Source organism: Methylobacterium sp. 88A (assembly GCF_000376345.1).
In the GTDB taxonomy this organism is placed as follows: Bacteria; Pseudomonadota; Alphaproteobacteria; order Rhizobiales; family Beijerinckiaceae; genus Methylobacterium; species Methylobacterium bullatum.
This window is the reverse complement of sequence record NZ_AQVT01000001.1, coordinates 4,132,877-4,159,403: the sequence shown is the minus strand read 5'-3', so window position 1 is coordinate 4,159,403 and position 26,527 is coordinate 4,132,877. Positions and strand designations below refer to the sequence as shown.

General features: G+C 67.8%; 24 protein-coding genes. 10 read left to right on the top strand and 14 right to left on the bottom strand.

Annotated features, from left to right (window positions below; all coding sequences use genetic code 11):
- Positions 1–4: 4 nt before the first annotated feature.
- From A3OM_RS0119860 to A3OM_RS0119845, 4 genes are all read right to left on the bottom strand, one after another.
- Complete coding sequence (locus tag A3OM_RS0119860; RefSeq protein WP_018045531.1) at positions 5–622, bottom strand: GNAT family N-acetyltransferase; 618 nt, start codon at positions 620–622, stop codon at positions 5–7.
- On the bottom strand, positions 619–2,964 hold the full coding sequence (locus A3OM_RS0119855) for an Orn/Lys/Arg decarboxylase N-terminal domain-containing protein (RefSeq protein ID WP_018045530.1): 2,346 nt from the start codon (positions 2,962–2,964) through the stop codon (positions 619–621). Before A3OM_RS0119855 ends, A3OM_RS0119860 begins: the two co-directional genes overlap by 4 nt.
- A gap of 62 nt (positions 2,965–3,026) precedes the next feature.
- Complete coding sequence (locus A3OM_RS0119850; RefSeq protein ID WP_026176237.1) at positions 3,027–4,055, bottom strand: CorA family divalent cation transporter; 1,029 nt, start codon at positions 4,053–4,055, stop codon at positions 3,027–3,029.
- A gap of 161 nt (positions 4,056–4,216) precedes the next feature.
- Positions 4,217–4,564, bottom strand: coding sequence for a hypothetical protein (locus A3OM_RS0119845; RefSeq protein ID WP_018045528.1), 348 nt, complete (start codon positions 4,562–4,564; stop codon positions 4,217–4,219).
- A gap of 331 nt (positions 4,565–4,895) precedes the next feature.
- Between A3OM_RS0119845 and ppk2 the strand changes: the two genes are divergently transcribed.
- The 4 genes from ppk2 to A3OM_RS0119825 all read left to right on the top strand — a co-directional run bounded on the left by ppk2 (position 4,896) and on the right by A3OM_RS0119825 (position 8,857).
- Positions 4,896–5,822 carry a polyphosphate kinase 2 gene (gene ppk2, locus A3OM_RS0119840; RefSeq protein ID WP_026176236.1) on the top strand — a complete coding sequence of 309 codons (927 nt, stop codon included), beginning with the start codon at positions 4,896–4,898 and terminating at the stop codon, positions 5,820–5,822.
- 110 nt (positions 5,823–5,932) lie between these two features.
- Positions 5,933–6,730: an enoyl-CoA hydratase/isomerase family protein gene (locus tag A3OM_RS0119835; protein WP_018045525.1), complete on the top strand. Its 798-nt coding sequence runs from the start codon at positions 5,933–5,935 to the stop codon at positions 6,728–6,730.
- 167 nt (positions 6,731–6,897) lie between these two features.
- Positions 6,898–8,406 (top strand): carbohydrate porin, encoded by a 1,509-nt coding sequence (locus A3OM_RS0119830; protein WP_018045524.1) that lies wholly within the window; start codon positions 6,898–6,900, stop codon positions 8,404–8,406.
- A gap of 223 nt (positions 8,407–8,629) precedes the next feature.
- The gene (locus A3OM_RS0119825) at positions 8,630–8,857 is read left to right on the top strand and encodes a hypothetical protein (RefSeq protein ID WP_018045523.1); all 228 of its coding nucleotides are present in this window, start codon (positions 8,630–8,632) and stop codon (positions 8,855–8,857) included.
- A 102-nt stretch (positions 8,858–8,959) separates the two neighbouring features.
- On the opposite strand, the gene A3OM_RS0119820 is transcribed toward A3OM_RS0119825, so the two are convergent.
- A complete protein-coding gene (locus A3OM_RS0119820; RefSeq protein ID WP_018045522.1) occupies positions 8,960–10,396 on the bottom strand; it encodes an NAD-dependent succinate-semialdehyde dehydrogenase in 1,437 nt (478 codons plus the stop codon).
- 88 nt (positions 10,397–10,484) lie between these two features.
- Positions 10,485–11,276: a class II glutamine amidotransferase gene (locus A3OM_RS0119815; protein ID WP_018045521.1), complete on the bottom strand. Its 792-nt coding sequence runs from the start codon at positions 11,274–11,276 to the stop codon at positions 10,485–10,487.
- Between the two features lie 398 nt (positions 11,277–11,674).
- On the opposite strand from A3OM_RS0119815, the gene A3OM_RS0119810 reads away from it, so the two are divergent.
- Positions 11,675–12,100: a response regulator gene (locus tag A3OM_RS0119810; RefSeq protein ID WP_081612755.1), complete on the top strand. Its 426-nt coding sequence runs from the start codon at positions 11,675–11,677 to the stop codon at positions 12,098–12,100.
- A gap of 83 nt (positions 12,101–12,183) precedes the next feature.
- Here A3OM_RS0119810 and rpsU read toward each other — a convergent pair whose 3' ends face one another.
- Positions 12,184–12,492: a 30S ribosomal protein S21 gene (gene rpsU, locus A3OM_RS0119805; protein WP_018045519.1), complete on the bottom strand. Its 309-nt coding sequence runs from the start codon at positions 12,490–12,492 to the stop codon at positions 12,184–12,186.
- Between the two features lie 232 nt (positions 12,493–12,724).
- Positions 12,725–13,939: a polyhydroxyalkanoate depolymerase gene (gene phaZ, locus A3OM_RS0119800; RefSeq protein WP_018045518.1), complete on the bottom strand. Its 1,215-nt coding sequence runs from the start codon at positions 13,937–13,939 to the stop codon at positions 12,725–12,727.
- Between the two features lie 311 nt (positions 13,940–14,250).
- Here phaZ and A3OM_RS0119795 point away from each other — a divergent pair, with 311 nt between their 5' ends.
- Positions 14,251–14,907, top strand: a complete 657-nt coding sequence (locus tag A3OM_RS0119795) for a glutathione S-transferase family protein (protein ID WP_026176234.1) — start codon at positions 14,251–14,253, stop codon at positions 14,905–14,907.
- 45 nt (positions 14,908–14,952) lie between these two features.
- Here A3OM_RS0119795 and A3OM_RS0119790 read toward each other — a convergent pair whose 3' ends face one another.
- From A3OM_RS0119790 to bla, 4 genes are all read right to left on the bottom strand, one after another.
- Complete coding sequence (locus tag A3OM_RS0119790) at positions 14,953–16,386, bottom strand: ATP-binding protein (RefSeq protein ID WP_018045516.1); 1,434 nt, start codon at positions 16,384–16,386, stop codon at positions 14,953–14,955.
- Positions 16,383–17,111, bottom strand: coding sequence for a response regulator (locus A3OM_RS0119785; RefSeq protein WP_018045515.1), 729 nt, complete (start codon positions 17,109–17,111; stop codon positions 16,383–16,385). Before A3OM_RS0119785 ends, A3OM_RS0119790 begins: the two co-directional genes overlap by 4 nt.
- Positions 17,112–17,260: 149 nt before the next feature.
- On the bottom strand, positions 17,261–18,286 hold the full coding sequence (locus A3OM_RS24845; RefSeq protein WP_245257809.1) for a hypothetical protein: 1,026 nt from the start codon (positions 18,284–18,286) through the stop codon (positions 17,261–17,263).
- A gap of 205 nt (positions 18,287–18,491) precedes the next feature.
- Positions 18,492–19,379 (bottom strand): class A beta-lactamase, encoded by an 888-nt coding sequence (bla, locus tag A3OM_RS0119775; RefSeq protein WP_018045513.1) that lies wholly within the window; start codon positions 19,377–19,379, stop codon positions 18,492–18,494.
- Between the two features lie 229 nt (positions 19,380–19,608).
- Between bla and A3OM_RS0119770 the strand changes: the two genes are divergently transcribed.
- From A3OM_RS0119770 to A3OM_RS0119755, 4 genes are all read left to right on the top strand, one after another.
- Positions 19,609–19,914: an accessory factor UbiK family protein gene (locus tag A3OM_RS0119770; protein WP_018045512.1), complete on the top strand. Its 306-nt coding sequence runs from the start codon at positions 19,609–19,611 to the stop codon at positions 19,912–19,914.
- Positions 19,915–20,206: 292 nt separating this feature from the next.
- A complete protein-coding gene (locus A3OM_RS0119765; RefSeq protein ID WP_018045511.1) occupies positions 20,207–20,710 on the top strand; it encodes a YbjN domain-containing protein in 504 nt (167 codons plus the stop codon).
- Complete coding sequence (gene proC, locus A3OM_RS0119760) at positions 20,707–21,534, top strand: pyrroline-5-carboxylate reductase (RefSeq protein WP_018045510.1); 828 nt, start codon at positions 20,707–20,709, stop codon at positions 21,532–21,534. Before A3OM_RS0119765 ends, proC begins: the two co-directional genes overlap by 4 nt.
- 66 nt (positions 21,535–21,600) lie before the next feature.
- On the top strand, positions 21,601–22,350 hold the full coding sequence (locus tag A3OM_RS0119755; RefSeq protein WP_018045509.1) for a hypothetical protein: 750 nt from the start codon (positions 21,601–21,603) through the stop codon (positions 22,348–22,350).
- A gap of 99 nt (positions 22,351–22,449) precedes the next feature.
- Here A3OM_RS0119755 and A3OM_RS0119750 read toward each other — a convergent pair whose 3' ends face one another.
- Both A3OM_RS0119750 and polA read right to left on the bottom strand, forming a co-directional pair.
- Positions 22,450–23,172 carry a DUF4142 domain-containing protein gene (locus A3OM_RS0119750; RefSeq protein ID WP_018045508.1) on the bottom strand — a complete coding sequence of 241 codons (723 nt, stop codon included), beginning with the start codon at positions 23,170–23,172 and terminating at the stop codon, positions 22,450–22,452.
- A gap of 275 nt (positions 23,173–23,447) precedes the next feature.
- Positions 23,448–26,510: a DNA polymerase I gene (gene polA, locus A3OM_RS0119745; RefSeq protein WP_018045507.1), complete on the bottom strand. Its 3,063-nt coding sequence runs from the start codon at positions 26,508–26,510 to the stop codon at positions 23,448–23,450.
- Between the last annotated feature and the right edge of the window lie 17 nt (positions 26,511–26,527).

Sequence of the window (26,527 nt, the reverse complement as noted above, 5' to 3'; positions counted from 1 at the left end):
CGGATCACTTCCCCACCCATTCGTGCCCGGCCACCAGCGCCTCCACCGAGCGCGTCCAGGTGCCGGGCTGGTCGGTGGAGCCGGTGCCGAGCGCCCGCTGGACCATGACGCTGTCGCTCCAGCGGCCGTACTTGTAGCCCACCGCCGGCAGCAGGCCGACGCGGACGAAGCCGCAGGCTTCGTGGAGCCGCAGGGACGCCTCGTTCTGCGCGTCGATATAGCCGATCATCTGCCGGTAACCGCCGGCGGCGCAGGCCTCGATCAAAGCCGGCAGCAGGCGCCGGCCGATGCCGGCGTTCAGGTGCTCGTGATGGACGTAGATCGAGTGCTTGAGCGTGTAGCGGTAGGCCGGGCGTTTGCGGAACGGCACGGCATAGGCATAGCCCGCCACTACCCCGTCGCGATCGGCGACGAGGTGGGGCAGACGCTTCTTGCGCATGGCCTTGCGGCGGCGCTTGAGGTCGTCGGGATGGAGCGGATCCTCCTCGAAATCGCCGACATCCCCCACGCCCCGCCGGATATGGTGAGCGTAGATCGCCACCATGGCCGGCACGTCCGGATCCGAGGACGGCCGGATGATCACTTCGGGATCGGAGGCGGTGGGCGGCCCGTCCGGACTCACGGGCGGTTCTCGCGCATGACGTAGGTGTAGAACCGGATCGTCCCGTCGGGATCGACGTTGCGGAACACGCCCTGGATCTCGGCCTCGAAGCCCGGGAACAGGTTCGCCGAGCGCTCGAACATCTTGAAGTAATCCAGCATGGGTTTCGCCCGCTCGTCCAGTCGCTCGCCCGGCAGCACCGTGCCGATGCCCGGCGGGTAGACCAGAAGCAAGGTCGTCGCCACACGGCCCTCGGCTTCCGCGATCGGCACGTAATCGACGTTGTTGCGGGTGAGCTGCTGCACCGCCTCCTTCGGGGTCATCACCATCTCGGGCAGGTGCCCCGGCTCGAACTGCTTGCGCTGGAGCGTGCTGGTGCCGTGCTCGCGGTGGAAGGCGTGGAAATCCGCGCAGAGGTCGCGCAGGCGCACGCCCTTGTAGCGGTTCGGCCGGCGCCGGACGAATTCCGGCATGGCATCCTCGAGCGGCACGTTCTCGTCATGCAGGCGCTTGAACGCCACGAGGCCGGAGATGAGCGTGCCGGCCTTGGAGGATTCGACGCCCGGCGTCAGCAGGAAGAGGAGCGAGTTGAGGTCGTTCTTCTCCGGCACGATGCGGTTTTCACGCAGATACTGAGCGACGATCGGGGCCGGTACGCCATGATCGGCATATTGCCCCGTGCGGCGGTCGAAGCCGGGGGTGAGCACGGTAAGCTTGTTCGGGTCGGTCATGGCGTAGTTCGGCGCCACATGGGTGAAACCGTGCCAGGCGGCACCGGGGGTCAGCTCCCAGTATTTGGCGTCGCTGGCGAGCTCGTCCGTCGAGACGCTCTCCCACGGCACCTTGCCCTCCGGGCCCTTCACCGTGTCCGGCACGAAGGGGTCGAAGAACCAGCGGCGCAGGGGATCGCCCTCCTTCTCCTCGAATTCGCGGCGGATGGCGCGGACCTTCTTGCGCCATTCGATGCCGAGCCGGATCGTGTCGTCCCACAGGACGACGCCCGAGCGGCCCTTCATCATCTGCGCGCCGACATCCAGCGACGCGAAGAGCGGGTAGAACGGCGAGGTCGAGGCGTGGACGAGGAAGGTCTCGTTGAAGCGCCGGTGCTCGATGCGGCGGGTCTGGCCGCGGATATGGCTGTCCTTGGTGTGGATCTGCGAGGCCTGGGAGAAGCTCGCCAGCTGCTTGTGGGTGGATTGGGTGGCGATGATGCCCGGCGAGGTCTCGTCGAGGCCCTTCAGCCCCATGGCGAAGCGGCCGGCGAAGAGCGGGTGGAACTTCATGAAGCCCGCCCAGGCCTCGTCGAACAGGATGTAGTCGCAGAGATGCCCGATCTTCTCGAGGATCATCTGCGCGTTGTAGATCGTGCCGTCATAGGTGCACTGCTCCACCACCGCGACGCGGAACGGGCGCTCGCGCTTCCAGGCCTCCTTGTCGGTGACGAGGGGGTTGGTGCGGATCTTCTCGCGGATGGCCGCCTCGTCGAGGGCCTCGTGATACATCGGGCCGATCAGGCCGAAGCAGTTGCGGTCGGTCTCTAGGAAGACCGGAACCGCGCCGCCGAGGAACAGGGCGCCGTGATGGGCCGCCTTGTGGTTGTTGCGGTCGAACAGGACGAGATCGCCCTCGGCCACCAGGGCCGAGAGCACGATCTTGTTGGAGGCCGAGGTGCCGTTGAGGACGAAATAGGTTTTTTCCGCACCGAAGATGACGGCGGCTTCCTTCTGCGCCTTGAGGGCGGGGCCCTCGTGGACGAGGAGATCGCCGAGATCGAGCACGGAATTGTCGAGGTCGTCACGGAACACGGCCTCGCCGAGATGCTCCACGAAGATGCGCCCGATGGGGGAGCGGTTGTAGAAGATGCCGCCGTTATGGCCCGGGCAGGTCCAGAGCTGGTTGCCCTGCTCTGCGTAATCGACCAGCGCGCCGAAGAAGGGCGTCTTCAGGGTCTCGGCATATTGCTTGACCCGGCTCACGAGGCCGCGGGCGATGTAGTCCGGGGTCTCTTCCGCGAGGAAGATGTAGCCGTCGATGAAGTCGAGGACCTCGACGGGGATGTCCTCCAGGCGCTTGCGCCGGACCATGATGACGATGGGCATTTCCAGCCCGCGCTTCCGCATCAGGTTGATGAGGGCGGCGGCCTTGCCGTCGAGTCCGCGCTTGCCCCAATCCACCACCATGCAGCCGATGGCGGCATCGGTCTGGACCGCGATGGCCGCGTCCTCCACGCGGCGGGCGCGGACGACCTCGAAGCCGAGCTTTTCCACCGAGCCTATGATCTGCTGGACGCGCACGCCCTCGAGATCGTCCGGGTCGAAGTTCGGCGCGCACATGAGCACGGTGAAGCGGCGAAAGAAGTCCATGCGGGGGAAGGCTCCGGTGGTCGGATGAATCGAGGGGGGTGTGGGCGCGTTCGCGTTCCGGATCAACCAGGCCGGCCGGCGAGACTGAGCCGGCGGATGACGAGGTAGACGGCGAGCGCCGCGAGCGCGCCGATTCCCAGCGCGAGCAGTGACCCATTGTCGGATTCCGAAAAGAACAGGCCCTTGGTGTTCATGCCGAACACGCCCGTCACCAGGGTGGGCGGCAGGAACAGGGCCGTGAGGATCGACAGGGTGAAGAGCTGGCGGTTGGTGAGGGCGGTGGTGCGGGCGGCGATCTCGTCCTGCAGCAGGCGGCTACGTTCGGACAGGACATGCATGTCGCGGTGGAGGGAATCGAGGCGTTGGACCACCCGCGCGGCCATGGCGCCCACCGCTTCGGGCAATTGATCTCCCTCCGTGCCGGCTTCGTCCTCGAGCCGGTGGAACACCGCCCGCAACCCGGCGAGCTGCCGGTGGGAGCGCACGGATTGGCGGCGGATCGGTCCCAGGGGCCTCGGATCGTCCGCCTTGGCCTCGTCGAGCATGTCGTCCTCGATGGCGTCGAGGGAGGAGGACAGGCGCTCGGCCGTGGCGATCAGCGCCTCGACGGTGCTGCCGACGAAGCGCTCCAGCAGCTTGGCCGGGCCGGGGACGAGGGCGCCGGACAAGACCGCGTCGCGGGCGGCCACCGCGCAGGACGTGGCGTGGCGGCGGCCGCTGACGAGGAAGCGCGGGCCGAGGATGCAATGGAGACGGCCGTTCGGCTCCTCGCTCGACGAGCCGTTGAAGGCGCGTTCCCGGTCGGCGATGACGAAACCGGCATGGGGGCCGTCCACGACGACGCGCTGATGCTCGTCGCGGGCGAAGGTCGCGGCGGCGAGCCGGGCCGGGCCGAGGCGTCCTTCGAGGATCAGCGCCTCTGTCCGCGCATCGACCAGATCGACATGGAACCAGACGAAGCCGTGATCCGGGTCGTCCAGCGAGGGAATCCCGTCCCCCGGTCCGACCTGGCGTCCCCGTCCCTCCGCGTCGAAGGTGAGGGCGAAGATCAGCCCCGGGAGGGGGGATTCCTCGATGAGAAGGTGCTGCATGGTGCGGTCGCGGCGATCATGGCCGGCAAAATGCCGGCTCACTATCGCGCTGGATCGCAACGCTGGGCGACACTGTGATGACGGAGGGGCACCTCCGCCGATCGATGCTCGGCCTGCGGGTCATGCGATCCGCAAGAGGGGGCGACGACGATTGGCTATCCTCAGCGGGTCACGACGCCCTTATCGGCTTCCTTGACGCTGCCGTCGGCTTCCATGCGGTTCAGGCCCTTGTCCGCTTCCTTGCGAAGCACCTCGGCGAAGGCGGTGGCCTGATGTCCGACGAGAACCTTCATGTCGGCCGGAGCGACGGTCCAGATGACGGCAACGATGAACACCGTCGCGGCCATGCCATAGGCGAAGGTTTCCATGATGCCGAGCCAGCCAAGCAACAACGGGATGCTGCTCACGATCAATCCGATGAAAGAACTTCCGGTCAGAAAATAAACGGAGAAGAAGGTGATGACAGCCAGGCATATGGGCTTGACGAAACGGACGATGAAGCGTTCCATTGCATTTTATCTCCTATTACAGAGTTATTTCAAGAACTGTTCTAAGCTGCGATCAGTTGTTTGTTACGTATCGACAATGGGATGCGCCTTATAATTCGGTCTATCTCGTTTTCTGACCGCTCAAGTATCTACAAAAATCGTATCGATTCAATAAACGCCGCGTACCAGAAGCTGAGGGAGAGTCCAGCGATTCTCCGGCTTTCGGCGTCGGATGCTGAATTCTACGAATCGAATAAGGAATGTGGTGCCGTTGCCGACGGGGGTCGCCATACTGTCATGCAGCTGTGATTCAAGCGTTCGGATGATTCCCATTCATCAGGAAGGCAATATCATGGACGGCACGCGCGCCGGGACTCGTCCTTTCGATATCGAGGCTATTCGCCGAGAGATGGCGGACGATTTCGATGAAGAGCTCGAGATGGAGCTCGAAGACGAGCGCCTCGAGCAACTCGTTAGCGAAATCGATGCCAGGCCTCGTCTGCCCACCATGGACCGGAAGATCTATTTCCGGGAGCTATTCCGACTGCAACACGAGCTGGTTCGTCTTCAGGATTGGGTGCAGGCCCAGAAACTACGCGTGGTTGTGATCTTCGAGGGGCGGGATTCGGCCGGCAAGGGCGGCGCGATCAAGCGCATCACCCAGCGTCTCAATCCCCGCGTCTGCCGCGTGGCTGCGCTCCCGGCTCCTAACGAGCGCGAGCGTACGCAATGGTACTTCCAGCGCTACGTGGCGCATCTGCCGGCGGGCGGCGAGATCGTGCTGTTCGATCGCTCCTGGTACAATCGGGCCGGCGTCGAGCGCGTGATGGGCTTCTGCACCCCGGACCAGTACGAGGAATTCTTCCAGTCCGCGCCGGAATTCGAGCGCATGCTGGTGCGGTCCGGCATCATCGTGCTGAAATACTGGTTCTCGATCACCGACGAGGAGCAGGAGCTGCGCTTCAACATGCGCATCCACGATCCCCTGAAGCAGTGGAAGCTCTCGCCGATGGACGTGGAGTCCCGTCGCCGCTGGGAGGATTACACCAAGGCGAAGGAAGTGATGCTCGCCCGCACGCATATTCCCGAGGCGCCCTGGTGGGTGGTCGAGGCCGTGGACAAGAAGAAGGCCCGCCTCAACTGCATCAGCCATCTCCTCACGCAAATCCCCTATGGCGACGTGGAGCACCCGCCGGTGCATCTGCCCGAGCGCATGCGCCACGAGGATTATGCCCGCCAGCCGGTGCCGCAGGAGATGTTCGTCCCGGCCCTGTTCTGACCCTGCCGGGGGCGCCGCCCGGCCGGACGCGGTTGCCCAAAGCGGCCGGGATGGGCAAGACCCGTGTCGGACGGGCCGATCCTCGGCCGGTCCGGCTTGGGACCCCCCGCATGAGCGCCACCGACGAGATCCTGTTCGACACCGATGAGGCGGGCATCGCCCGTATCGTTCTCAACCGGCCGCAGGCGCGCAACGCGCTGACCTTCGCGATGTATCAGGGCCTCATCGACCTCTGCGACAGGATCGAGGCGGACGAGCGGATCAAGGTCCTCGTCATCACCGGCGCCGGCGAGAAAGCCTTCGCCGCCGGCACCGACATCGCCCAGTTCCGTGATTTCTCCAGTCCCGAGGATGCCCTCGGCTACGAGCGCTTCATGGACAGGGTCCTGAGCGCGCTCGAGCGTCTGCGCGTGCCCGTCATCGCCGCCGTCGCCGGCGCCTGTACCGGCGGCGGGGCCGCCATCGCCGCCTCCTGCGACCTGCGCATCGCCACGCGTGACGCCCGGTTCGGCTTTCCCATCGCGCGGACCCTGGGCAATTGCCTGTCGATGTCGAACCTGCGGCGCCTGTCCGGCCTCATCGGTCCCGCGCGGGTGAAGGACATGATCTTCACCGCCCGCCTGTTCGGCGCGGAGGAGGCGCTCGCGGCCGGCCTCGTCGGCGAAGTGGTGGAGGATGCCGCCGCCCTCGCCGCCAGGGCGACGGAACTCGCGGCACAACTCGCCGGCCATGCACCGCTGACCCTGCGGGCCACCAAGGAAGGCCTGCGCCGGCTCGACGCCGAGGCGGAGGCGGAGGGTGAGCGCCCCGGCGATGACCTCATCCTGATGTGCTACACCAGCGCCGATTTCCGCGAGGGCATGGAGGCCTTCCTGGCCAAGCGCCCGCCGAACTGGACCGGCCGGTAAAGCGCTGTTTCGAGCGCCGTCCCGATGCGGATGTGGGCAGCGTGACACACCGGACGGGGAAAGCCGCTGGTCGCCCCGCTGCCTCGGCTCGGTTGCAGCCCTGTCATGCTCGCCGTGATAGAGCACGAGCGGGGACGGTCGCCCTGGGACATGCTTTTTTCCGAGGGATGATGCTCCGCTCGTTTCCTCTCGCGGCCGCCGCAGCCCTGTTGTCGGGCCTTGCCGCGTCGGGCGCCCACGCCCAGACCGCCGCCGAGATCGCGGCGCGGCAGGCGCGCCTGGCCCTGGAGGGGCTCGACATCGGCTCGCCGCGCGGCGCCGGCGGCGATCCGCAGACATCGGTGGCGCAGTCGGTGACCTCGGCCAAGCCTTCGGCCAACCTCAACACCTCGATCCAGGACCAGCTCGGCCCCTATGGCGATCCCTACGGCCTGCGCTCGTTCCTGAAGACCAAGGGCATCGAATACAGCCTCACGTATATCGGCGAGAGCTTCGGCAATGCGACGGGCGGCGCGCGGCGCGGTGCCATCGTCGAGGGACGCCTCGACGTCCAGTTCGATGCCGACCTCGAAAAGCTGGCGGGCTGGCACGGGGCGGCCTTCCACACCAACCTCTACCTCATCCACGGCACCGGCCTGTCGCGCTACTACGTCAACAATTTCATCACCGTGAGCGCCATCGAGGCGCTGCCCTCCTCCCGGCTCTACGAGCTCTGGTTGGAGCAGAAACTGTTCGACGGCCAGTTCAGCCTCAAGGTCGGTCAGATCGCGGCCGATACCGAGTTCGCCGTAAGCCAGACCGGCACGCTGTTCATCAACTCCACCTTCGGCTGGCCCAACATCATGGCCGAGGTGCTGCCGAGCGGCGGGCCGATCTATCCCCTGGCGGTGCCGGCGATCCGCGCGAAATACGTGCCCAACCAGAACTTTTCCCTTCAGGTCGGCCTCTTCGACGGCGATCCGGCAGGGGCCTACCCCAGCGATCTCGATCCGCAGCGCCGCAACCGCACCGGCACGAACTTCCGCACCGGCGATCCCGCTCTGGTCATCGCGGAGGTCGCCTACGCCTACAACATCGCGCAGGGCGATGTCGGCGATCCCGGCACGGTGACGCTGGGGGGGTGGCACCATTTCGGCCGGTTCGACAGCCAGCGCTTCGACACGGCCGGGCGCTCGCTGGCCGATCCGTCCACCACCGGCATCGCCCGACGCTTCCGGGGCGACAGCGGCCTCTACGGTATCATCGACCAGACCATCTACCGCGAACCCGACGATCCGAACGACGGCGCCAGCGTGTTCCTGCGCGTGTCCGGGGCGCCCTCCGACCGCAACATCGTGGATTTCTACGCCGATATGGGCATTGCCTATAAGGGCCTCTTCAAGGGACGTTCCGACGACACGATCGGAGTCGCCTTCGCCATCGCGCGGATCTCGGACGCGGCGCGCGGCCTGGACACCGACACGATCCTGCTGGCCGGGACGAACATGCCCCGGCGCAGCAGCGAGGCGGTGCTCGAGGCGACCTATCAGGCCGTGCTCGGACCGGGCGTGACCGTGCAGCCGGACATCCAGTACGTGTTCCGTCCCAGCGGCGGTGTGCCCAACCCGCGCGACCTCAACGGCGCCCGCATCAAGAACGCGGCCGTGTTCGGCGTGCGGGCGACGGTGCGTTACTGAGGGGCATCGACAAGGCCGGTGTGCTCCGGCCGTCCGAAGCGTCGCCTCGGCACGAGGCGAGGAGGGGATGACCGGCGTCGTCTCACGAGCGCGTGCTCCTCATCGACATTGACGACGTCGATATCGGCTATCGATACCATCTGTTTGATGAATGGTGCGCCGCAAAATATATCCCTCTCATGCAACGGGGCATCGGCCCCGGAACACCTGAGGGATCCTCATCATGACCGTTCGTCGCCTTGTCCTCGCCGCTCTCGCCTCCGCCATCCTGGTCGGTACCGCGACCGCCGACGAGCGCATCACCGTCACCCCCACGCTCTATCGGGAGCAGGCCCGCGTCACGGCCGCCGTGCGTCCGGCCTCCGAGCTGACCACCACGCCGTCCCTGACCCCGCGTGCTCCCGCGACCCGGCGCATCGTCGCCGAAATCGTCGACCCCGCGACCCGCTAAGGCCGCTCCCGTGAGCGGGGCCGGAGCAAAGGCGTGCATCGGCGCTCCATGGGGTTTGCCCCATGGAGCGTTTTGCTTGTCGAGCCTACCGAATGCGGGTGTTCAGGCGCTGGCCTGGCTCACGAACTTCGTCGTCAGATAGGCCTCGATCGCCTCGGAGCCACCCTCGCTGCCGTAGCCGGAATCCTTGATGCCGCCGAAGGGGGTTTCGGGGAAGGCGAGACCGTGATGGTTGATGCCGAGCATGCCGCTCTCGACCCGGGCGGCGATCTCCGTCGCGCGGGTGGCCGAGCGGGTGTAGGCGTAGGCGGCGAGACCATAGGGCAGCCGGTTGGCCTCGGCGAAGGCGGCCTCGTCGTCGGAAAAGCGCTGGACCAGGGCCACGGGGCCGAACGGCTCCTCGTTCATGATCCGCGCGGTGAGCGGGGTCTCGGCGAGCACGGTGGGTTCGAAGAAATGGCCGCGGTTGCCGATGCGCTTGCCGCCGGTGCGGAGTTCCGCGCCCTGCGCCACGGCGTCGGCCACCAGGGATTCCATCGCCTCGCGCCGGCGGGCATGGATCAGCGGTCCCATCTGGGTCTCGGGATCGAGCCCGTCGCCCACCCTGATGCCCCGCGCATGCGCCACGAACCCCTCGACGAAGCGGTCGTAGACGGAATCGTGGACGAGGAAGCGGGTCGGCGCGACGCAGACCTGCCCGGCATTGCGGAATTTGTTGGCGCCCAGCACCGAGACGGCCTTCTCCACATCCGCATCCGCGAAGACCAGGGCGGGGGCGTGTCCCCCGAGCTCCATGGTGACGCGCTTCATGTGGCGCCCGGCCAAAGCCGCGAGCTCCTTGCCGACGATCGTGGAGCCGGTGAACGAGATCTTGGCGATGACCGGATGCGGGATCAGGTAGGACGAGATCTCGGCCGGATCGCCGAAGACCAGGGAGAGCACGTCACCCGGCACCCCGGCATCGAGGAAGGCACGGACGAGTGCGGCGCAGCTCGCCGGTGTATCTTCCGGCCCCTTCAGGATCACCGAGCAGCCGGTGCAGAGCGCCGCCGACAGCTTGCGGACGGCTTGGTTGATCGGGAAGTTCCAGGGCGTGAAGGCGGCGACGGGCCCCACCGGCTCGCGCAGAACCATCTGCGTCACGCCGGGCACGCGGGCGGGGACGATGCGGCCGTAGGCGCGTTTCCCTTCCTCGGCGAACCAGTCGATGACGTCGGCGGCGGCAAGCGTCTCCACCCGCGCCTCGGCCAGCGGCTTGCCCTGTTCCAGGGTCATCGTCCGGGCGATGTCGTCGACCCGCGAACGGAGCAGATCGGCGGCCCGCCGCATCACCTTCGCGCGATCGAAGGCCGCGACCCTCCGCCATTCGGCGAATCCGCGATGGGCGGCCTCCAGGGCGCGGTCGAGATCGGTGCGCGTCGCCACCGCCACGGTGCCCATGGCATCGCCGGTGACGGGGTTGAGGACGGGGATCGTCCGTGCGTCGGAACCGGGCGTCCAGGCTCCTGCGATGTGAAGGGTCACGTCCGTGTCGGTCATCGGCGGCTCACGCTCTCGAAGGAGCATGGGTTGTCCGCCCTTCGCGCCAGCGCCGCAACCCTCCGTGCCGCAACCCTCGGGAGCGGTCTCAGGCGGCGATGCGGACCCGCGCCTCGTCGGCGCCCTTCACCGTCACCGTGCCCCCACGTGTCGCCTGCAACGTTCCGCCGCGCGGGATCACGATCCAGCCCTCCTTGCAATCGTCGATGGGCTCGGAGACCACCACGAGGCCGGTCTCGGTCTGGCGGTAATAGAGGCTCGGCGGACGACCGTCGCAGGCCCAGCGATAGGCCGTCAGGGTCTCCCCGTCGGTGACGACGGAGGTGAAGCGCAGGGCCTCGGTGATCCCGGCCGCCTGCATCAGGTCGCGGACCGTGGAAAGGGTTTCGGCCATGGCGCCGATCGGGTCTTCGGCGAGGCCGTTGGCCAGGGCCAGGAGGAAGATCGCCTCGGAATCGGTGGTGCCGCGCCGCGCTTCGTAGAGGGCATCCGGGATCAGGGCCTCGATCCGCCGCTTGATGCGATGGTAGCCGCCGATCTGGCCGTTATGCATGAACAGGTGCCGCCCATGGGCGAAGGGGTGACAGTTCGCCCGCGTCGTGGCCGTGCCGGTGGAGGCGCGGACATGGGCGAAGAACATCCGCGCGCGGACCTGCTGGCAGAGGTTGACGAGGTTCTCGTCCGACCAGGCCGGGCAGACGTCGCGATACTGGCCCGGATCCGTCCGTTCGCCGTACCAGCCGATGCCGAAACCGTCGCCGTTGGTCTCCGTCTTCGCCTCGGTGGCGTGCAGCGACTGATGCACCAGCGAGTGCGTCGGCGCGCAGACGAGATCGGTCAGGAAGACCGGATCACCGCTATAGGCGAGAAAGCGGCACATGACTGAGCAACAACCCCCTGTTTCGGCACCCCTCCCCGGATCGGGAAACAGAAACCGTTCCATGATCCAGCTTGACGGTCGTTGAACTGTAACATTCGATCTTTTGCGGTGAACAGATCGTTAATGCGTTGCGGTATGCCCGAACCTTGTGCGTCTGCGCGGACGATGCGCAGGCGTGCCCGATTTCGTGCATATCGATATCGTAGATGGCCACCATGCCCGCTTTGAGGCGGTTCCCTCTCTTTCGTTGCGGGAGGCGCATGGCCGTGGCGGCGGATCGCACCCTTGCCGATCCCGGCCCGGCGGCGCAGCCTCGGCATCATCGAATCATCGACCGGGCGCACGACGCCCCGCAGGGCCGGCATCGTGCCTGGCCTCATCCTTTGGAAAGTGACCTCATGGATCGCACAATCCGCTCGACCGATGGCGCCGCAGCGCGGGCTCAGATCGACGGCCCCGTCGCCCTCGTGGTGGAGGACGATGCGGCGGTCCGCGACCTCGCCACTGCCATTCTCGAAGAGACCGATCTCGACGTTATCGCCTGTGACAGCGCCGAGGCGGCCATCGGCGTCCTGGAACGCAAGGGACTGAACGTCGCCCTGCTCTTCGCCGATGTGCGCCTCGGCGGGGCCATGGACGGCATCGCCCTGGCGCGGACGGTGGAGCGGCGCTGGCCCGACGTGCGGATGGTCCTCACCTCGGGCTACGACGAGCGCGGCACCGGCCGCCTGCCCGAACAGGCGGTCTACATGCAGAAGCCCTGGCGCGCCCTCGACGTGCTGGTGGAGGCGGAACACGCTTCCGCTGCCGTGGGCATCGCCTGAAACGACACGACGCCCGCGCCGCTTTCGCGGCCGGGCGTCGTGTGAGATCGAATGAGGGCCGGTGCGAGACCGGCCGCTCGGCCTTACGAGGCGACGTTGGTCGAGGGAGCGGCGCTCGGAGCGAAGGGCGAGCCGCCCGGACGACGCGGCGCACCGGCGCCGAAACGGGGCTTCGGCTTGGGAGCGGCGATCAGGCCCTCACGGATGGCGGTCTTGCGGGCCTGCTTACGGGCGCGGCGGACGGCCTCGGCCTTCTCGCGTGCCTTGCGCACGGAGGGCTTCTCGTAGGCCTTGCGCTGCTTCATCTCGCGGAAGATGCCCTCGCGCTGCATCTTCTTCTTGAGAACGCGGAGTGCCTGGTCGACGTTGTTATCGCGAACGAGTACCTGCAACGGACTTGATCCTTTAGAGACGTATGTTTGTCGGACGGCGCCCTCTCCGAACGCCCCCGCCTGTCCGACGAGGGCAAACCGCCAATAGCCCCATACCCTGGATCGCTCCAGGGAGGGACCTGTGTGTGACGGTCTCGAATCGACGCTGAAAACTCACTTGGGGCAGGCTCATACACCAAGCGGACACGAGTTCCAACCGCTCTCGTTTAAATCCTGAGCCGGACCCGCATCCTCATGCATGCGACTGGATGAAGTTGCGCACGAGCGGGTAGGTCTGCCCCTCCCACTTGCGGCCGGTGAAGACGCCGTAATGGCCGACACCCGCCTGGAGGTGGTGGCTCTTCATGTGCGGGGGCAGGCTGGTGCAGAGATCGTGCGCCGCCATGGTCTGGCCGACGGCGCAGATGTCGTCGCGCTCGCCCTCCACGGTCATCAGCGCGGTCCTGCGGATGGAGCGCATGTCGATGGGGTTGCCGCGATAGGTCAGCTCGTTCTTGGCGAGGGTGTAATCCTGGAACACCGTCCGGACCGTCTCGATGTAGAACTCGGCCGCGAGGTCGAGGACGGCGAAATACTCGTCGTAGAAGGTCTCGATCTGGTTGGCCTTGTCGGTCTCGCCGTTGGCGAAGTGCCAGAACAGGTCGGCATGGCTCTGCTGGTGGCGCTTGGCATTCATCGAGACGAAGGCCGAGACCTGCATGAATCCGGGATAGACCCGTCGGCCCGCCCCCGCATGGCGCTTGGGCACGGTGGCGATGAGATTCTTCTCGAACCACGCGATCGGCTTCGAGGTGGCCAGCTTGTTCACCGAGGTGGGGCTGATGCGGCAATCCACCGGCCCGGCCATGAGCGTCATGCTGCGCGGCGGCGCGATGTCTTTCGATTGGGCCATGACGGCGGCGGCGGCGAGCGCCTGGACCGCCGGCTGGCAGACCGCCACGACATGCGAGCCTTCGCCCATCACGCCGAGGAACTGCACCAGGTGATCCACGTAATCGTCGAACCCGAACGGGCCATCGGCCAAGGGCACGTCGCGGGCATTGTGCCAGTCGGTGATGTAGACGTCGTGGTCGGCGAGCAGGGTGCGCACCGTGCCGCGCAGCAGGGTGGCGAAATGGCCCGAGAGCGGCGCGACGACGAGCACCTTGGGCTGCTCGGTATCGATGTCCTTCCTGAAGCGCAGAAGCGTCCCGAACGGGGTCGAGAACGTCGCCTCCTCGGTGACCGGAACCTCGCGGTTGCCGACCCGGATGCTGTCGATGCCGAAAGCGGGGCGGGCGAAGGTCAGCCCGGCGCGCATCATCATCCGGGCACCGGCCGACCACCAGTTCATCGGAGCCGCGTTTCCCGAACCGACCCAGGGCGATACGGCATCGTGGACGAGCTTGCCCCAGGAGCGGGTGCGCTGGGCGAGGTCGGACTGCACTTCGAAGGCATCGTAGAGCATGACGCTCGAACTCCTGCGCGAACGATCGGATAGCGAACCATTCGCTGTGTCGTGCACGGCCGCCGGATCGTCTCCGGACGGTCGTTCACGGCCCGCTAGGCTGAGCCACGGTTGCGCACAACGCAATCGGCTCGAAGTACGATCTGCAATAAATGTTGTGAGAATGCACCACTGTCCCATCCCCGTAACAGGAAAGGATTATCTCCTCCGACGGGTGGTCGCTCGGCGCGGCACGAGACTTGGATATCCCCGGCCCATCCCGGGCCGAGAACTCCATGGACTTTCGGGGACAACGACAACAGGGGATGGACATGCCGGTCGCCACGCTCACGATCTCGAGCCGGAACTACTCCTCGTGGTCGCTGCGGGGATGGCTGGTCTGCCGCATGGCCGGGCTCGACTTCGAGACCGAGGTCCTGTCCGGCAACGACGCGTCCACGAGGGCCGAGTTGCTGCATCTGTCGCCGTCCTTCCTCGTGCCCCGCCTCGTCCATGGCGAGATCGAGGTCTGGGACACCCTGGCCCTCTCCCAGTATCTCAACGAGACCTATCCCGATGCAGGCTTCCTGCCGAAGGATCCCGTGGCCCGGGCGCGCTGCCGCTCGATCTCGGGCGAGATGCATGGCGGGTTCATCAACCTGCGCTCGGCGCTGCCGATGAACCTCCGGGCCCGTCATACCGATTTCAAGATCTTCAACGGAGCCCGGGGCGATATCGAGCGGATCATCACGATCGTCGAGGATTGCCTGTCGCGCTACGACGGCCCGTTCCTGTTCGGCACGCGCCCGAGCCTGGCCGATGCCATGTTCGCGCCGGTCTGCACCCGCTTCCAGACCTATGACGTCCCGCTGCCGCGCAAGGTCGCCGCCTATCGCGATACCATCCTCGCCTGGCCGCTGATGGTGGAGTGGACCGAGGCCGCCGCCGCCGAGCCTGACGAGATCGAAGAACTCGACATGGAGTTCTGAGGGGCCGGCCCCCGGCCGACAATCCGAAATGTCCGTATGCGAAAATCATGGGGCGACCGGTGCTGCGGCCCCGTGGTTCGGCATCGGGGCCGCGCGCGGCGGCGTTGCTTGAGCGACGGCGAGGGGCAGGTCGATGCGGGCCACGAGGCCGCGGGGCGCCTTGTTCGACAGGCTGAGTCGTCCGCCATGCCCCTCCACGATGGCGAGCACGATCGAGAGGCCGAGGCCGAAACCGCTGGCCTCGTCGAGATTCCGAGTCCGGTCCCCGCGCACGAAGGGCTGCACCATGGCGTCGCGCTCGGCCTCGGGGATGCCGGGGCCGTCGTCGCAGACTTCCAGCGCCACGCCCTGTTCGGATGGATGCATCGTCAAGCGCGCCGAGCCGCCATACTTCACCGCATTGTCGACGAGGTTGACGATGGCCCGCTGCAGATCGTCCGCCCGGCCGCGCACGAGGACGTGGCGCGTCTGTTCCAGGCACACGTCGGCGCCCACATCGGTGAAGCCGTCGCACACGGTCTGGACCAGAGAGGCGAGGTCGACGAGGCTGTGTGCGCCGCCCGCCTGGCCGTCCCGGATGAAGGACAGGGCGGCTTCCACCAATCCGTTCATCTGGTCGAGGTCGCGCAGGGTCATGGTGCGGGCGTGGTCGTCCTCGATGAACTCGGCCCGCAGGCGCAGGCGGGTGATCGGGGTCCGCAGGTCGTGGCTGATCGCCGCCAGCATCTGGGTCCGGTCGTCGATCAGTCGGCGGACGCGCCCGCGCATGGTGTCGAGGGCGCGCGAGACCGCCGCCACCTCCTTCGGCCCGTTCCGGGGCAAGGCCACGAGGTTCATGCCCGTGCCGAAGGCGTCGGCGGCCTCGGCGAGCTTCGCCAGCGGGGCGGTCAGGGCCCGCGTCGCCCAGATCGACATGAGGGACAGGGTGATGCCGAGGAGGACGAAGGTGAAGACGATCGGGCCGGGGCCGAAAGGCGGTCGGTCGTCGTCCGGCAGGGTGGCCCGCAGGCTCGCCCCCGAGGGCGTCACGATGCCGATGCGGGTGCCGCCCCCCGGCTCCTTCCGGCCCGGCGGGGACAGATCGGTGATGGTGAGCGGCCGGCCGAACCCCTCGCGCATGCGCTTGACCATGGGATGGTCGGGCCGCTCGCTCCGCGTGCTGGCGGACGGAGGTTCCGGCGAGGCCGGGGCCGTTTCGATCTGCAGCGAGGGCAGGCTGCGTGCCGCGTCCTGCAGCAAGCGCAGCCGATCCCCCGGCGGAGCGGCATCGAGCAGGCGGACAACGGTGGCCAGCCGGGTCGCGGCCACGCCCGGATGATTGTCCGGGTTCCAAGGTTCGCGCAGCAGGAAGAAGGCGAGGGTCGCCACCGCATGGCTGACGACGATGGCGGCCACGCTGAGGACCGCGATCTGGCCGGCGATGCTGCGCGGCGGGGTGCCGACGAGGCGGCGCCAGCGGCCCTTCGTGGCCGCGCTCATGATCGCGTCACCGCCGGCGTGAACAGGTAGCCGCCCGAGCGGATGGTGCGGATGATCTCGGGATTGCGCGGATCGGCCTCGATCTTCTGCCGGATGCGGCTGATGAGGACGTCGATGCTGCGCTCGAACGGGCCGGCGGCGCGCCCCTGCGTCAGGTCGAGGAGCTGATCGCGCGAGAGCACCCGGCCGGGCCTGAGGCAGAGCGCGTGGAGCAGGTCGAACTCCGCGCCCGTGATGGTGATGCGGGCCTCCTCCGGACTGAGGAGCTGGCGCAGGGAGACGTCGAGGGTCCAGTCGAGGAAGCACAGCCGGCGGGCGCCGTCGTCGCCGGCGGCCTCCGTGGTCGCGCCTCGCCGCAGGATCGCGCGGATGCGGGCGAGGAGCTCGCGCGGGTTGAAGGGCTTGGCGAGGTAGTCGTCCGCGCCGATCTCGAGGCCGACGATCCGGTCGATCTCCTCGGCCTTGGCGGTGAGCATCAGGATCGGGATCGAGGACCCGGCCCGCAGGCGCCGGCACAGGCTCAACCCGTCCTCGCCCGGCAGCATCAGGTCGAGGACGATGAGGTCGACGCGCGCATCCGCCAGTGCCTTGTCCATCTCGCGCCCGTCCCCGGCGAGACTCACCCGGCACTCGTTGGCGCGAAGATAGCGCGCCACGAGGGCGCTGATCTCGCGGTCGTCCTCGACCACGAGGATATGGGGCGTGGCGGAATTCGTCTGCGTCATGTCTCGTCCATCCGGTGGCCGTTTATGACGCCTCGGCGGAGGGATTCGAAGGGGATCGCAAGAGCAGAATTGTAAACGTCTGTTTCGGGCTGGTCTCCGAGATACGTCTGGCACATGTTGTCGGCCGCAAGAGTGCGTCCGCGCGGCCTCTACCGCCTGCGAAACCCGAAATACCCGCCATCGGCGTCGTAGATCACGTCGAAACCGTTGAGGAAGCGCAGGCCGGTATTGACGAAGGGCTCCGGGCGACGGGTGTTGAGGGTCACCTTGCCCGGCGAGAGCGGGGTATTGTCACCCACGACGATGTCGTAGGCCGCCGCTGGTGCGGAGCCTCGTCCGGGGAAGGTGAAGCCGAGGCGGGTGCCGGGCAGGAACTGGTTCCGGCCGTCGTCATCGGTGGCGACGGAGCCGTCTACGGCCTCTCCCGGTAAGGTCAGGTACATCACCGACACGCCTGTATCGACGAGCGCCCGGCCGCAGGCGCCCGGAGCCTGCCCGTTCACCGCGATACAGACGGGCACGCCCTGCCATTCACCGGGAATGTCGGGGTGCGGATCGAGCTTCACGAAGCGGATGTCGCCGCGCGTATTGGCTCCGGTGAGGCCCGCGTGGATTCCCGCCCGCGTCACCACGTAGCCGCGTCGTGCGGGGCTCCTGCCCTCGGGCGCGAGGTTGAGGAGGGGGTTGGTGTCGGGCGTGCTCTGGCTCTGCGAGTCCCCCTCCCGTCCGAAGCCGACGCCCAACATCGCCACGTGGCCGGGCATCGTTTCCGGCGTGCAGGCACGGGCAGTGTCCGTGCACGCGATCTCGGTGACCGCCAGGACGGGGAGAGGCGTGGTGGTGACGCTGGCCCCGTTGCGGCCGACTAGGGTGACGGGCAGCGTTACCCAGCGCCCGATCATGATCCGCCCGGAACTGCTGTAGGTCAGTCGTCCGGGCCGCGAAGGCATCGAGTCGAAGCCGGGGATGCGGCTCGCCGAGACGACGATGCCGGTGGAGCCGGTATCCATGAGCACGGGGCGCACCTCTCCCCCGAAGGACAGGCCGAGATGCGGCGAGCGCGTCAACTCGGCGCCATCCTCCGGCGCGTCGAGATAGGAGAGATAGGTGCCCTGGCGGAAGCCGTCGTAATCCGGCCTGTCGGCGGCATGGGTCGGGTACGCGGTGAGGCTCAAGGCGGCGATCCCGAATGCGAGTGCGACAGGCGAGGCGATCCTCGATTCCCCGGCCCTCTTATGCGCGATGCCGACGCGATCTCCGCGGCCCCTGTTCATCATCCGCCCCTCCCGGGCGACGAAGATGCGGCAGCGGGGCCGACCGGATCATCGTCACTCCATCCGTTCCTCGGTCGAGTTTGGCAGATCGGCGCTTAAGGCACTCTTACGCGGAGGCGGCGACGGCCCGGGCCACCGACGCGATGGTGGCGCTACGCGCCTCCGGCGACGTCCTCGCCCCGGTCAGGTAGACCGTCAGGACGAGGGGCGCCCGGCGCGGCGGCCAGATCACCGCGACGTCGTTGGCGGTGTCGTTCTCCCCCGATCCGGTCTTGTCGCCGATGCGCCAGTCCTGCGGCAGGCCGGCGCGCAACCGCGCATCGCCGGTGCGGCAGCCGACGAGCCAGGCGGTGAGCAGGGCGCGGGAGGCAGGCGACAGCGCGTCCGCCAGGACGAGGCGCCGGAGCGTTTCCGCCATGGCGAGCGGCGTGGTGGTGTCGCGGGCATCGCCGGGGGCGGCCTCGTTGAGGTCCGGCTCGGTACGGTCGAGCCGGGTCGTCGCATCGCCGAAACCACGGATATGTCCGGTGAGCCCGGCCGGGCCACCCATCGTCCCGAGGAGGAGGTTCGCGGCGGTGTTGTCGCTGAGCGTGACGGCCGCTTCGCAGAGTTCGGCGATGGTCATGCCCTCGCCCCCCGCCCTCGGCCCGCTCACGGGCGAATACGGCACGATCTCGCGCGGTTCGTAGCGCAGGCGCCGGTCGAGGCCGTCCTCGCCGCGGTCCACCCGCGCCAGCACCGCACCGGCGGCGAGGACCTTGAACGTGCTGCACAGGGGGAAACGCTCGTCCCCGCGATGCGCCGCATGGGCGCCGCTGCCGGTATCGAGAAGGCCGATCCCGAGCCGCCCGCCGCTCGCCTCCTCGATCCGTGCGAACCGGTCGGCGAGATCCCGGCGGAACGCCCCTTCAGCCAGGGCGGGGCCTCCCGCGCCGAACCAGTTCCCCGCGGCCCAGGCGGCCGCGCCGAGGGTGAGTTCGCGTCGCCTGATCATGCTCGTCCTCGCCGGGGATCGGTCTTCGATTGAAGCGGAGCGTCGCCGAGCAAGGCGGCGACTTTGCGGTGTCATCCTGGCCGGCGGAATGGGGCTCCGGCTCGTCCGGCCGTCGATTCCTCGCTTCCGGGGCGAGGGATCGGATTGCCTCGCGGGCCGTCGATTCTTATTTCATCCTCTCAGGTGCCGGCGCGATGTCCGACGCGGGCCTCGATCTCGGGAGACGACGATGCAAGGCTCTAAGGACGGCGCGGGCCGCGGTTCGAACCGGTTGTTCGACGATTTCGCCCGGTTGATGACCGACGCCGCCGGGGCGGCGCAGGGGGTGAAGCGCGAGGCGGAGACGGTGTTCAAGGCGCAGGTGGAGCGCCTGATCCGCGACATGGACATCGCGTCGCGCGAGGAGGTGGACGTCCTGCGCGATCTCGTCTCGGCGCTGCGCAGCCAGAACGATGCCCTCGCCGCCCGCGTCTCTGTGCTGGAAGGCCGTCAGGGTGCGCAGGATACGCCGCCTGCGCCCGCCACGCCGGTCTGATTCGGGCGCGCCGCTCGGGTTCAAGCTTGTGCACAGGAAGGAATGGTGGAAATCCGCTTTCCTGTTCACCGCTTCTCCCGAGCGCTTTGAAACGCGAGTCCGCCACGGTCTATAGTGAGTGAAGCACTGATTCGCTTCGCCCCCGGACCCGACCTTCGACCCTTAAACTTCTTGCCGAACAAGCTCTGCCTTGCCTATGCGGGGATTCAGCTTGGGAACGGCGACTCGTGAGCGGGATCGATTGTCGTTCACCATTATCGGCGCCCCTCCCGGGACGCCAACCTGGACCGCTATGACCCAACTCCACATCGAAGGCCTCGACCGGAACGAGCACCCCCTCGACATCGTCGAGCGGCTCGCCTCCCTTCGTGACTGGATCTTCGACCGGGCCGAGACCGACGAGATGTCGGTGGCCGTGGCCGGCCGCTGGTCCGACTACCATGTCGCCTTCACCTGGATCGAGGACGTGGAGGCCCTGCACGTGGCCAGCGCCTTCGATCTGAAGGTTCCGGCGCATCGCCGCACCGAGATCCTCACCCTCATTTCCCTCGTCAACGAGCAGCTCTGGGTCGGCCATTTCGACCTGTGGTCCACCGACAGCGTGGTGATGTTCCGGCACTCGCTGCTGCTCACGGACGGCGCCGCGCCGACCCAGAGCCAGTGCGCGATGATGCTGAAATCCGCTGTCGATGCCTGCGAGCGCTACTATCAGGCGTTCCAGTTCGTGCTCTGGGCGGGCAAGTCCGCCCGCGAATCCCTGGATGCGGTCCTGTTCGAGACCGAAGGCGAGGCGTGAGCGTTCCGTCTTCCTCGGCCTTGCCCGCGTCCCTCACCCTGGTGGGGGCGGGCAAGATGGGCGGCGCGATGCTGGCGGGCTGGCTCGCAGGGGGGCTCGATGCCGCCAGGACCTGCGTCGTCGATCCGCAGGCCTCGCCCGAGATGGTGCGGCTCTGCGAGAGCCACGGCATAGCCCTGAACCCGAGCGACGTGCCGGCCAACGATGCGCTGATCCTCGCGATCAAGCCGCAGGGGCTGGAGGGCGCCGCCGGCCTCCTCGACGGGTTGATCGCACCCCACACGCTCGTCGTCTCGATCCTGGCGGGCAAGACCATCGCCGACCTGAGCCGCCGCCTGCCCGCCGCCCGCGCCATCGTCCGGGCGATGCCGAACCTTCCGGCGAGCATCGGGCGGGGCGTCACCGGAGCGGTGGCGAGTGCCGAGGTTTCCCCCGGTCAGCGTGACCAGGCCGATGCGCTGCTGAAGGGCGTCGGCGCGGTGGAATGGCTCGACGACGAGGCGCTCATCGACGCTCTCACGGCTTTGTCCGGTTCCGGCCCGGCCTACGTTTTCCTCCTGGCCGAGGCCATGGCGGAGGCGGGCGTGGCCGCCGGCTTGCCCGCCGACATGGCCGCCCGGCTCGCCCGTGGCACGGTGGCGGGGGCAGGGGCGCTCCTGTCCGCCAGTCCCTACGAGGCGGGGCAGTTGCGGCGCGACGTGACCTCGCCCGGCGGCACCACGGCGGCGGCGCTGGCCGTGCTCATGCGCGAAGGCGGCGTGCCGGACCTGATGCGCGAAGCGGTCGCTGCGGCTGCGGTGCGGGCCGGCGAGCTCTCCGGCTGAGCCGCCCCTAACCGATCCGCCTGCGCAACCTACATGGTAGGGAACAGACACGAGGATCGAACGACCATGGCAAACACCACAGGTGCGAAGTCCAAGGGCGGTGACGAGACCGCTGGGACCGACATCGCCGTCGCCGCGCCGCGGCAATCCCCGCGCGAGGCCGCCGTCGAGGCCCTGATGCGGCTCGCCGCCGTGCAGCCCTGGAACGACATCGAGATCGGCGACATCGCCCGTGAGGCCGGCCTGTCGCTGGCCGAGTTCCGAGAGCTGTTCCCCTCCAAGGGGGCCGTGCTCGGCGGCCTGTCGCGGATCATCGACCGCAAGGTGTTGGAGGGCGATTCCTCCGACCTCGCCGAGGAGCCCACCCGCGAGCGTCTGTTCGACGTGCTCATGCGCCGGCTCGATGCGATGACGCCCTACAAGGACGCCCTGCGCCGGATTTCCTATGCGTTGCGTGGCGATCCGCTTTCCCTTGTCGCTCTGAACGGTGTGGCGCTGAACTCTCACCGCTTCATGCTGGCGGCCGCCGGCATCGATACCGAGGGGCCGCTCGGCCCGATCAAGCTTCAGGGCGTGGTCATCGCCTTCGCCCGCACGGTGGAAGTCTGGCTCGACGACGACGATCCGGCCCTCGCCCGCACCATGGCCCGGCTCGACAAGGAGATCCGCAACGGCGAGCGCTTCATGGAGCGCGCAGAAGACGCCCGCCGCCTGACCGCGCCGTTCCGCGCCCTGGGCCGCTCGCTCCTCGATCGCGGCGCCCGCCAGCGCCGGGGCACGCGTCCCGAGGACGAGGTCGACCAGCAGACGGTGTGACAGAATGCTTTCCCTCCCCCGCAAAGGGGAGAGGGTGGATCGAGCTCAAACGAAAAGGGCCGCCCCATCGGGCGGCCCTTTCCAGGTCGGGCGGGTCGATCAGCCGCCGATACGGTCGGCGAGGACGGCCGAGTGGCCGTGCTGGTTGGCGATGTAGGGGAGCGCCTGGTTCGCGAACTCGCGGCCCTGGGCGTTGTCGCCGTTGCGCGAGTAGGACTCGTAGAGGCCGAGGGTGCGGGCATCCGAACGGGCCTGCTGCTGCACGAAGGTGCGGTCGAACTCACGGCCGGTGCGGGCATTCTTCAGGCGGTCGATCCGGGCATGACCGTCCGGGCCGATGGCGACGCGGCGGCCGGGCTCGCCGGGGGTGTTGTCGATGATGCCGACGCCGCCGAGCACGCCGCCGACGATCCGCGAGGCGATGGTGGCCGAGATCGTCACCGGGGCGAGGACGACGCCGACCGGGTTGTCGAAACGGGTCTCGAAGGGCTGGCTGTCGGAGACGACGGTACCGCCGGCGGTCAGCGAGGTGCCCTCGGGCAGCAGTGCCTTGGTGGTGGCCTCACGCTCGACCAGTACGTTCTTGGCGTAGTTGCGGACGTTCGGGTTGCGCGAGCGCTCAAGGGCGATGCGGCTCGACTCGATGCTCACGGCATCCGAGCGCAGGGCGGCGGCGCGGAACGAGGAGGTGTCGCGGGCCTCGGGGGCGTTGGCGTCGAACTGGGGAGCGACGCGGATGCCGAGGGGCTCCTGCGCGAGAGCCGGGGTCGTGATCGCCGCGACGGTGAAGCCGAGGGCTGCGAGAAGCTTGGTGTTGATCATGGCGGAGGTTGTCCTCACACGCCTTTACGGCGTTTGGTTGAACGAACGATTCGTCCGGCATGAACGTTTCGTTAACGTGGCGGTTCCTGCTTGGAGGGCATGGCTGTGGTGCGATGCGGCATGCTTCACCTATTTGTGACATGGCGCTCGTTCGCCCTCCTACCCCATCACCTCATCCTGAGGCACCTCGAAGCGGCCTGGAAGAAGGGCTCCAGAATCCACCGCACGAACTGGAGGGCTCCGCCTTGGGATAAGGTGAGAGAGCAGCACGACGTTCAATGCGCCTCCTCCCAGTTCCCTGCCGCCTGCGCCTCCACCACCAGCGGCACGCGTAGGGTCAGCGCCGGGGAGGGCGCTTCGACCATCACCCGGCGGATGACCGGCAGGGCCTTCTCCACCTCGTCCTCGGGGGCCTCGAACACCAGTTCGTCGTGCACCTGCAGCAGCATGGTCACGTTGAGCTTTTCCGCTCGCAGCGCCTCTTCCATCCGGGTCATGGCCCGGCGGATGATGTCGGCGGCTGAGCCCTGGATCGGGGCGTTGATGGCTTGGCGCTCCACGCTAGCCCGCTCGTTCGGGTTGTTGGAGCGGATCTGCGGATAGTGGCAGACGCGGCCGAACAGGGTGGTGACGTAGCCGAGATCCCGGCAGAGCTTCTTGGTGTCGTCGATATAGGCGCGGATGCCGGGGAAGCGCTCGAAATACTGCTTGATGAAGGCGGAGGCCTCCTCGCGGCCGATGCCGAGGCGGTCGGCCAACCCAAAAGCCGAGATGCCGTAGATGATGCCGAAATTGATGGTCTTGGCGCGCCGGCGCAGGTCCGAGGTCATGTCCTTCAAGGGCACGCCGAACATGGCGCTGGCGGTGGCGGCATGGATGTCGACGCCGTCCTCGAAGGCCTGGCGCAGCTGCGGGATATCGGCGATGTGAGCCAGGATGCGCAGCTCGATCTGGCTGTAATCGGCCGAGATGAGCTTCCTGCCTTCCGGCGCCACGAAGGCACGGCGGATGCGCCGGCCTTCCTCGGTGCGGATCGGGATGTTCTGCAGGTTCGGCTCGGAGGAGGAGAGCCGGCCGGTGGTAGTGGCGGCGAGCGAGAACGAGGTGTGGACCCGGTCGGTCTCCCGGTCGGCGTGCTGCTGCAACGAATCCGTGTAGGTGGATTTCAGCTTGGCGAGCTGACGCCATTCCAAAATCTTCTTCGGCAGTTCGTGGCCGGCCTGGGCCAGTTCCTCCAGCAGGGTGGCGGGCGTGGCCCACTGGCCGGACGGCGTCTTCTTGGCGCCGGGCAGGCCCATCTTGCCGAACAGGATGTCGCCAATCTGCTTCGGCGAGGAGACCTGGAAGCGCTCGCCGGCATCCTCCTGGATCTCTTCCTCCAGCCGGACGAGGATCTGCGAGAAGTCGCCCGAGAGCCGGCTCAGCATGTTGCGGTCGACGCGGATGCCCGCCGCTTCCATCCGGGCGATGACCGGGATGAGGGGGCGCTCCAGGGTCTCGTAGACCGTCACCCGGCGCTCGGCGACGAGCCGCGGCTTCATCATCCGCCACAGGCGCAGCGTCACGTCCGCATCCTCGGCGGCGTAGGCGGTGGCCTTGTCGAGCGGCACTTTGTCGAAGGTGATCTTGCCCTTGCCGGTGCCGGCCACGTCCGAGAAGCTGATTGGCTGGTGGCCGAGATGGCGGCGGGCGAGTTCGTCCATGCCGTGCCCGCCCTTGCCGGCATCGAGCACGTAGGAGATCAGCATCGTGTCGTCGAAGGGGGCGATCTCGATGGCGACGCTCTGGCGTCGGAACACCAGCCAGTCGTACTTGATGTTCTGGCCGACCTTCAGGACGCCCGGATCCTCGAGGAGCGGCCTCAAGGCCGTCAGGGCGGCATCGATCGGAATCTGGCCCGTGACCGGGCTGAACTGCCCCGTGGCCGCCTTGGCATCGCCGAACAGGTCGCTCGCCTCGGACGCCGCCACCGGCTCCAGATGGGCGAGGGGGATGTAGGCCGCCCGCCCCGGCGCCACCGCCAGGGAGACGCCGACGAGGGCGGCGTTGTTGGCGTCGAGCGAGTCGGTCTCGGTATCCACCGCCACCACCCCGGCCTCGCGCGCCTCGGCGATCCAGGCCTCCAATTGAGCGAGGCTGGTGATCGTCTCGTAACCCGTGGTGTCGATGGGGTTCGTCCCCTCCGCCGCACGGGTGGCGACGAGGGACGAGGGCGTCGCCTCGGCGGGGCCGCGCGGCTTCGGCCCGCCCTCCGGCAGGTTCAGGTCGGCGAAGGGGTCGACCTCCCCGCCTTGTGCCGCGGCCTCGAACGGGGGGGCGTCGGCTCCGTCCGACCCCGGCAGCAGGGCCGGGTCGGGCTTCACCTTCTCGGGGTCCACATGCAGCATCGAGGCGATGCGGCGGGTCAGGGTGTTGAACTCCATCGCCTTGAGGAAGCCGACGAGCTTCTCGGGGTCGGGCGCTGGCAGGCGCAGGTCGTCGAGGGCGATGGGGAGAGGTACGTTCTCTTCCAGCGCCACCAGCCGGCGCGAGAGCTTCGCCTGGTCGATACTGGCCAGAAGCGTCTCGCGGCGCTTGGGCTGCTTGATCTCGCCCGCCCGTTCCAGCAGCGCGTCGAGGCTGCCGTATTCCTTGATGAGCGCGGCGGCCGTCTTGAGGCCGATGCCGGGGACGCCGGGCACGTTGTCGGACGTGTCGCCGATGAGTGCCAGGGCATCGCCGATCTGGTTCGGCTGCAGGCCTTCCCACTTGGCGATGATGGCGTCGAGGTCGAGGTTGCGCTCGGGCCGGTGGCCGGGCTTGCCCTTCACGCCGGATTCGAAATCGTAGAACCGCACCAGCGGCCCGACGAGCTGCATCAGGTCCTTGTCGGAGGACACGATGATGACGCCGGCGCCCCGCGCTTCGGCTTGGCGCGAATAGGTGGCGATGAGGTCGTCGGCCTCGTAGCGCTCCAACTCGATGGGTTGGAGGCCGAAGGCGCGCACCGCCTCGCGCATCAGCGGCATCTGGCGCTTCAGGTCGTCGGGCGCGTCGGGGCGGTGGCCCTTGTAGTCGGGGAAGAGCTCCTTGCGGAACGAGCCCTCGGACTTGTCGAACACGATGGCCAGATGCGTCGGCTTGATCCCCGCCGCCCCGTCCTGAACGAACTGGGCAATCTTGGTGCAGAACAGCCGGACCGCCCCCGTGGGCAGGCCGTCCGAGGGGCGGGTGTTGTACTTCTGGTCCTGGTTGATCGACTGGAAGTAGGCCCGGAAAATGAAGGACGACCCGTCCACCAGGATGATTTGATCGCCGGGGCCGACGGGGGCGGAGGGAGAAGTCGGCGTGCTGGTCATTGCGCAATCGTGTGGGA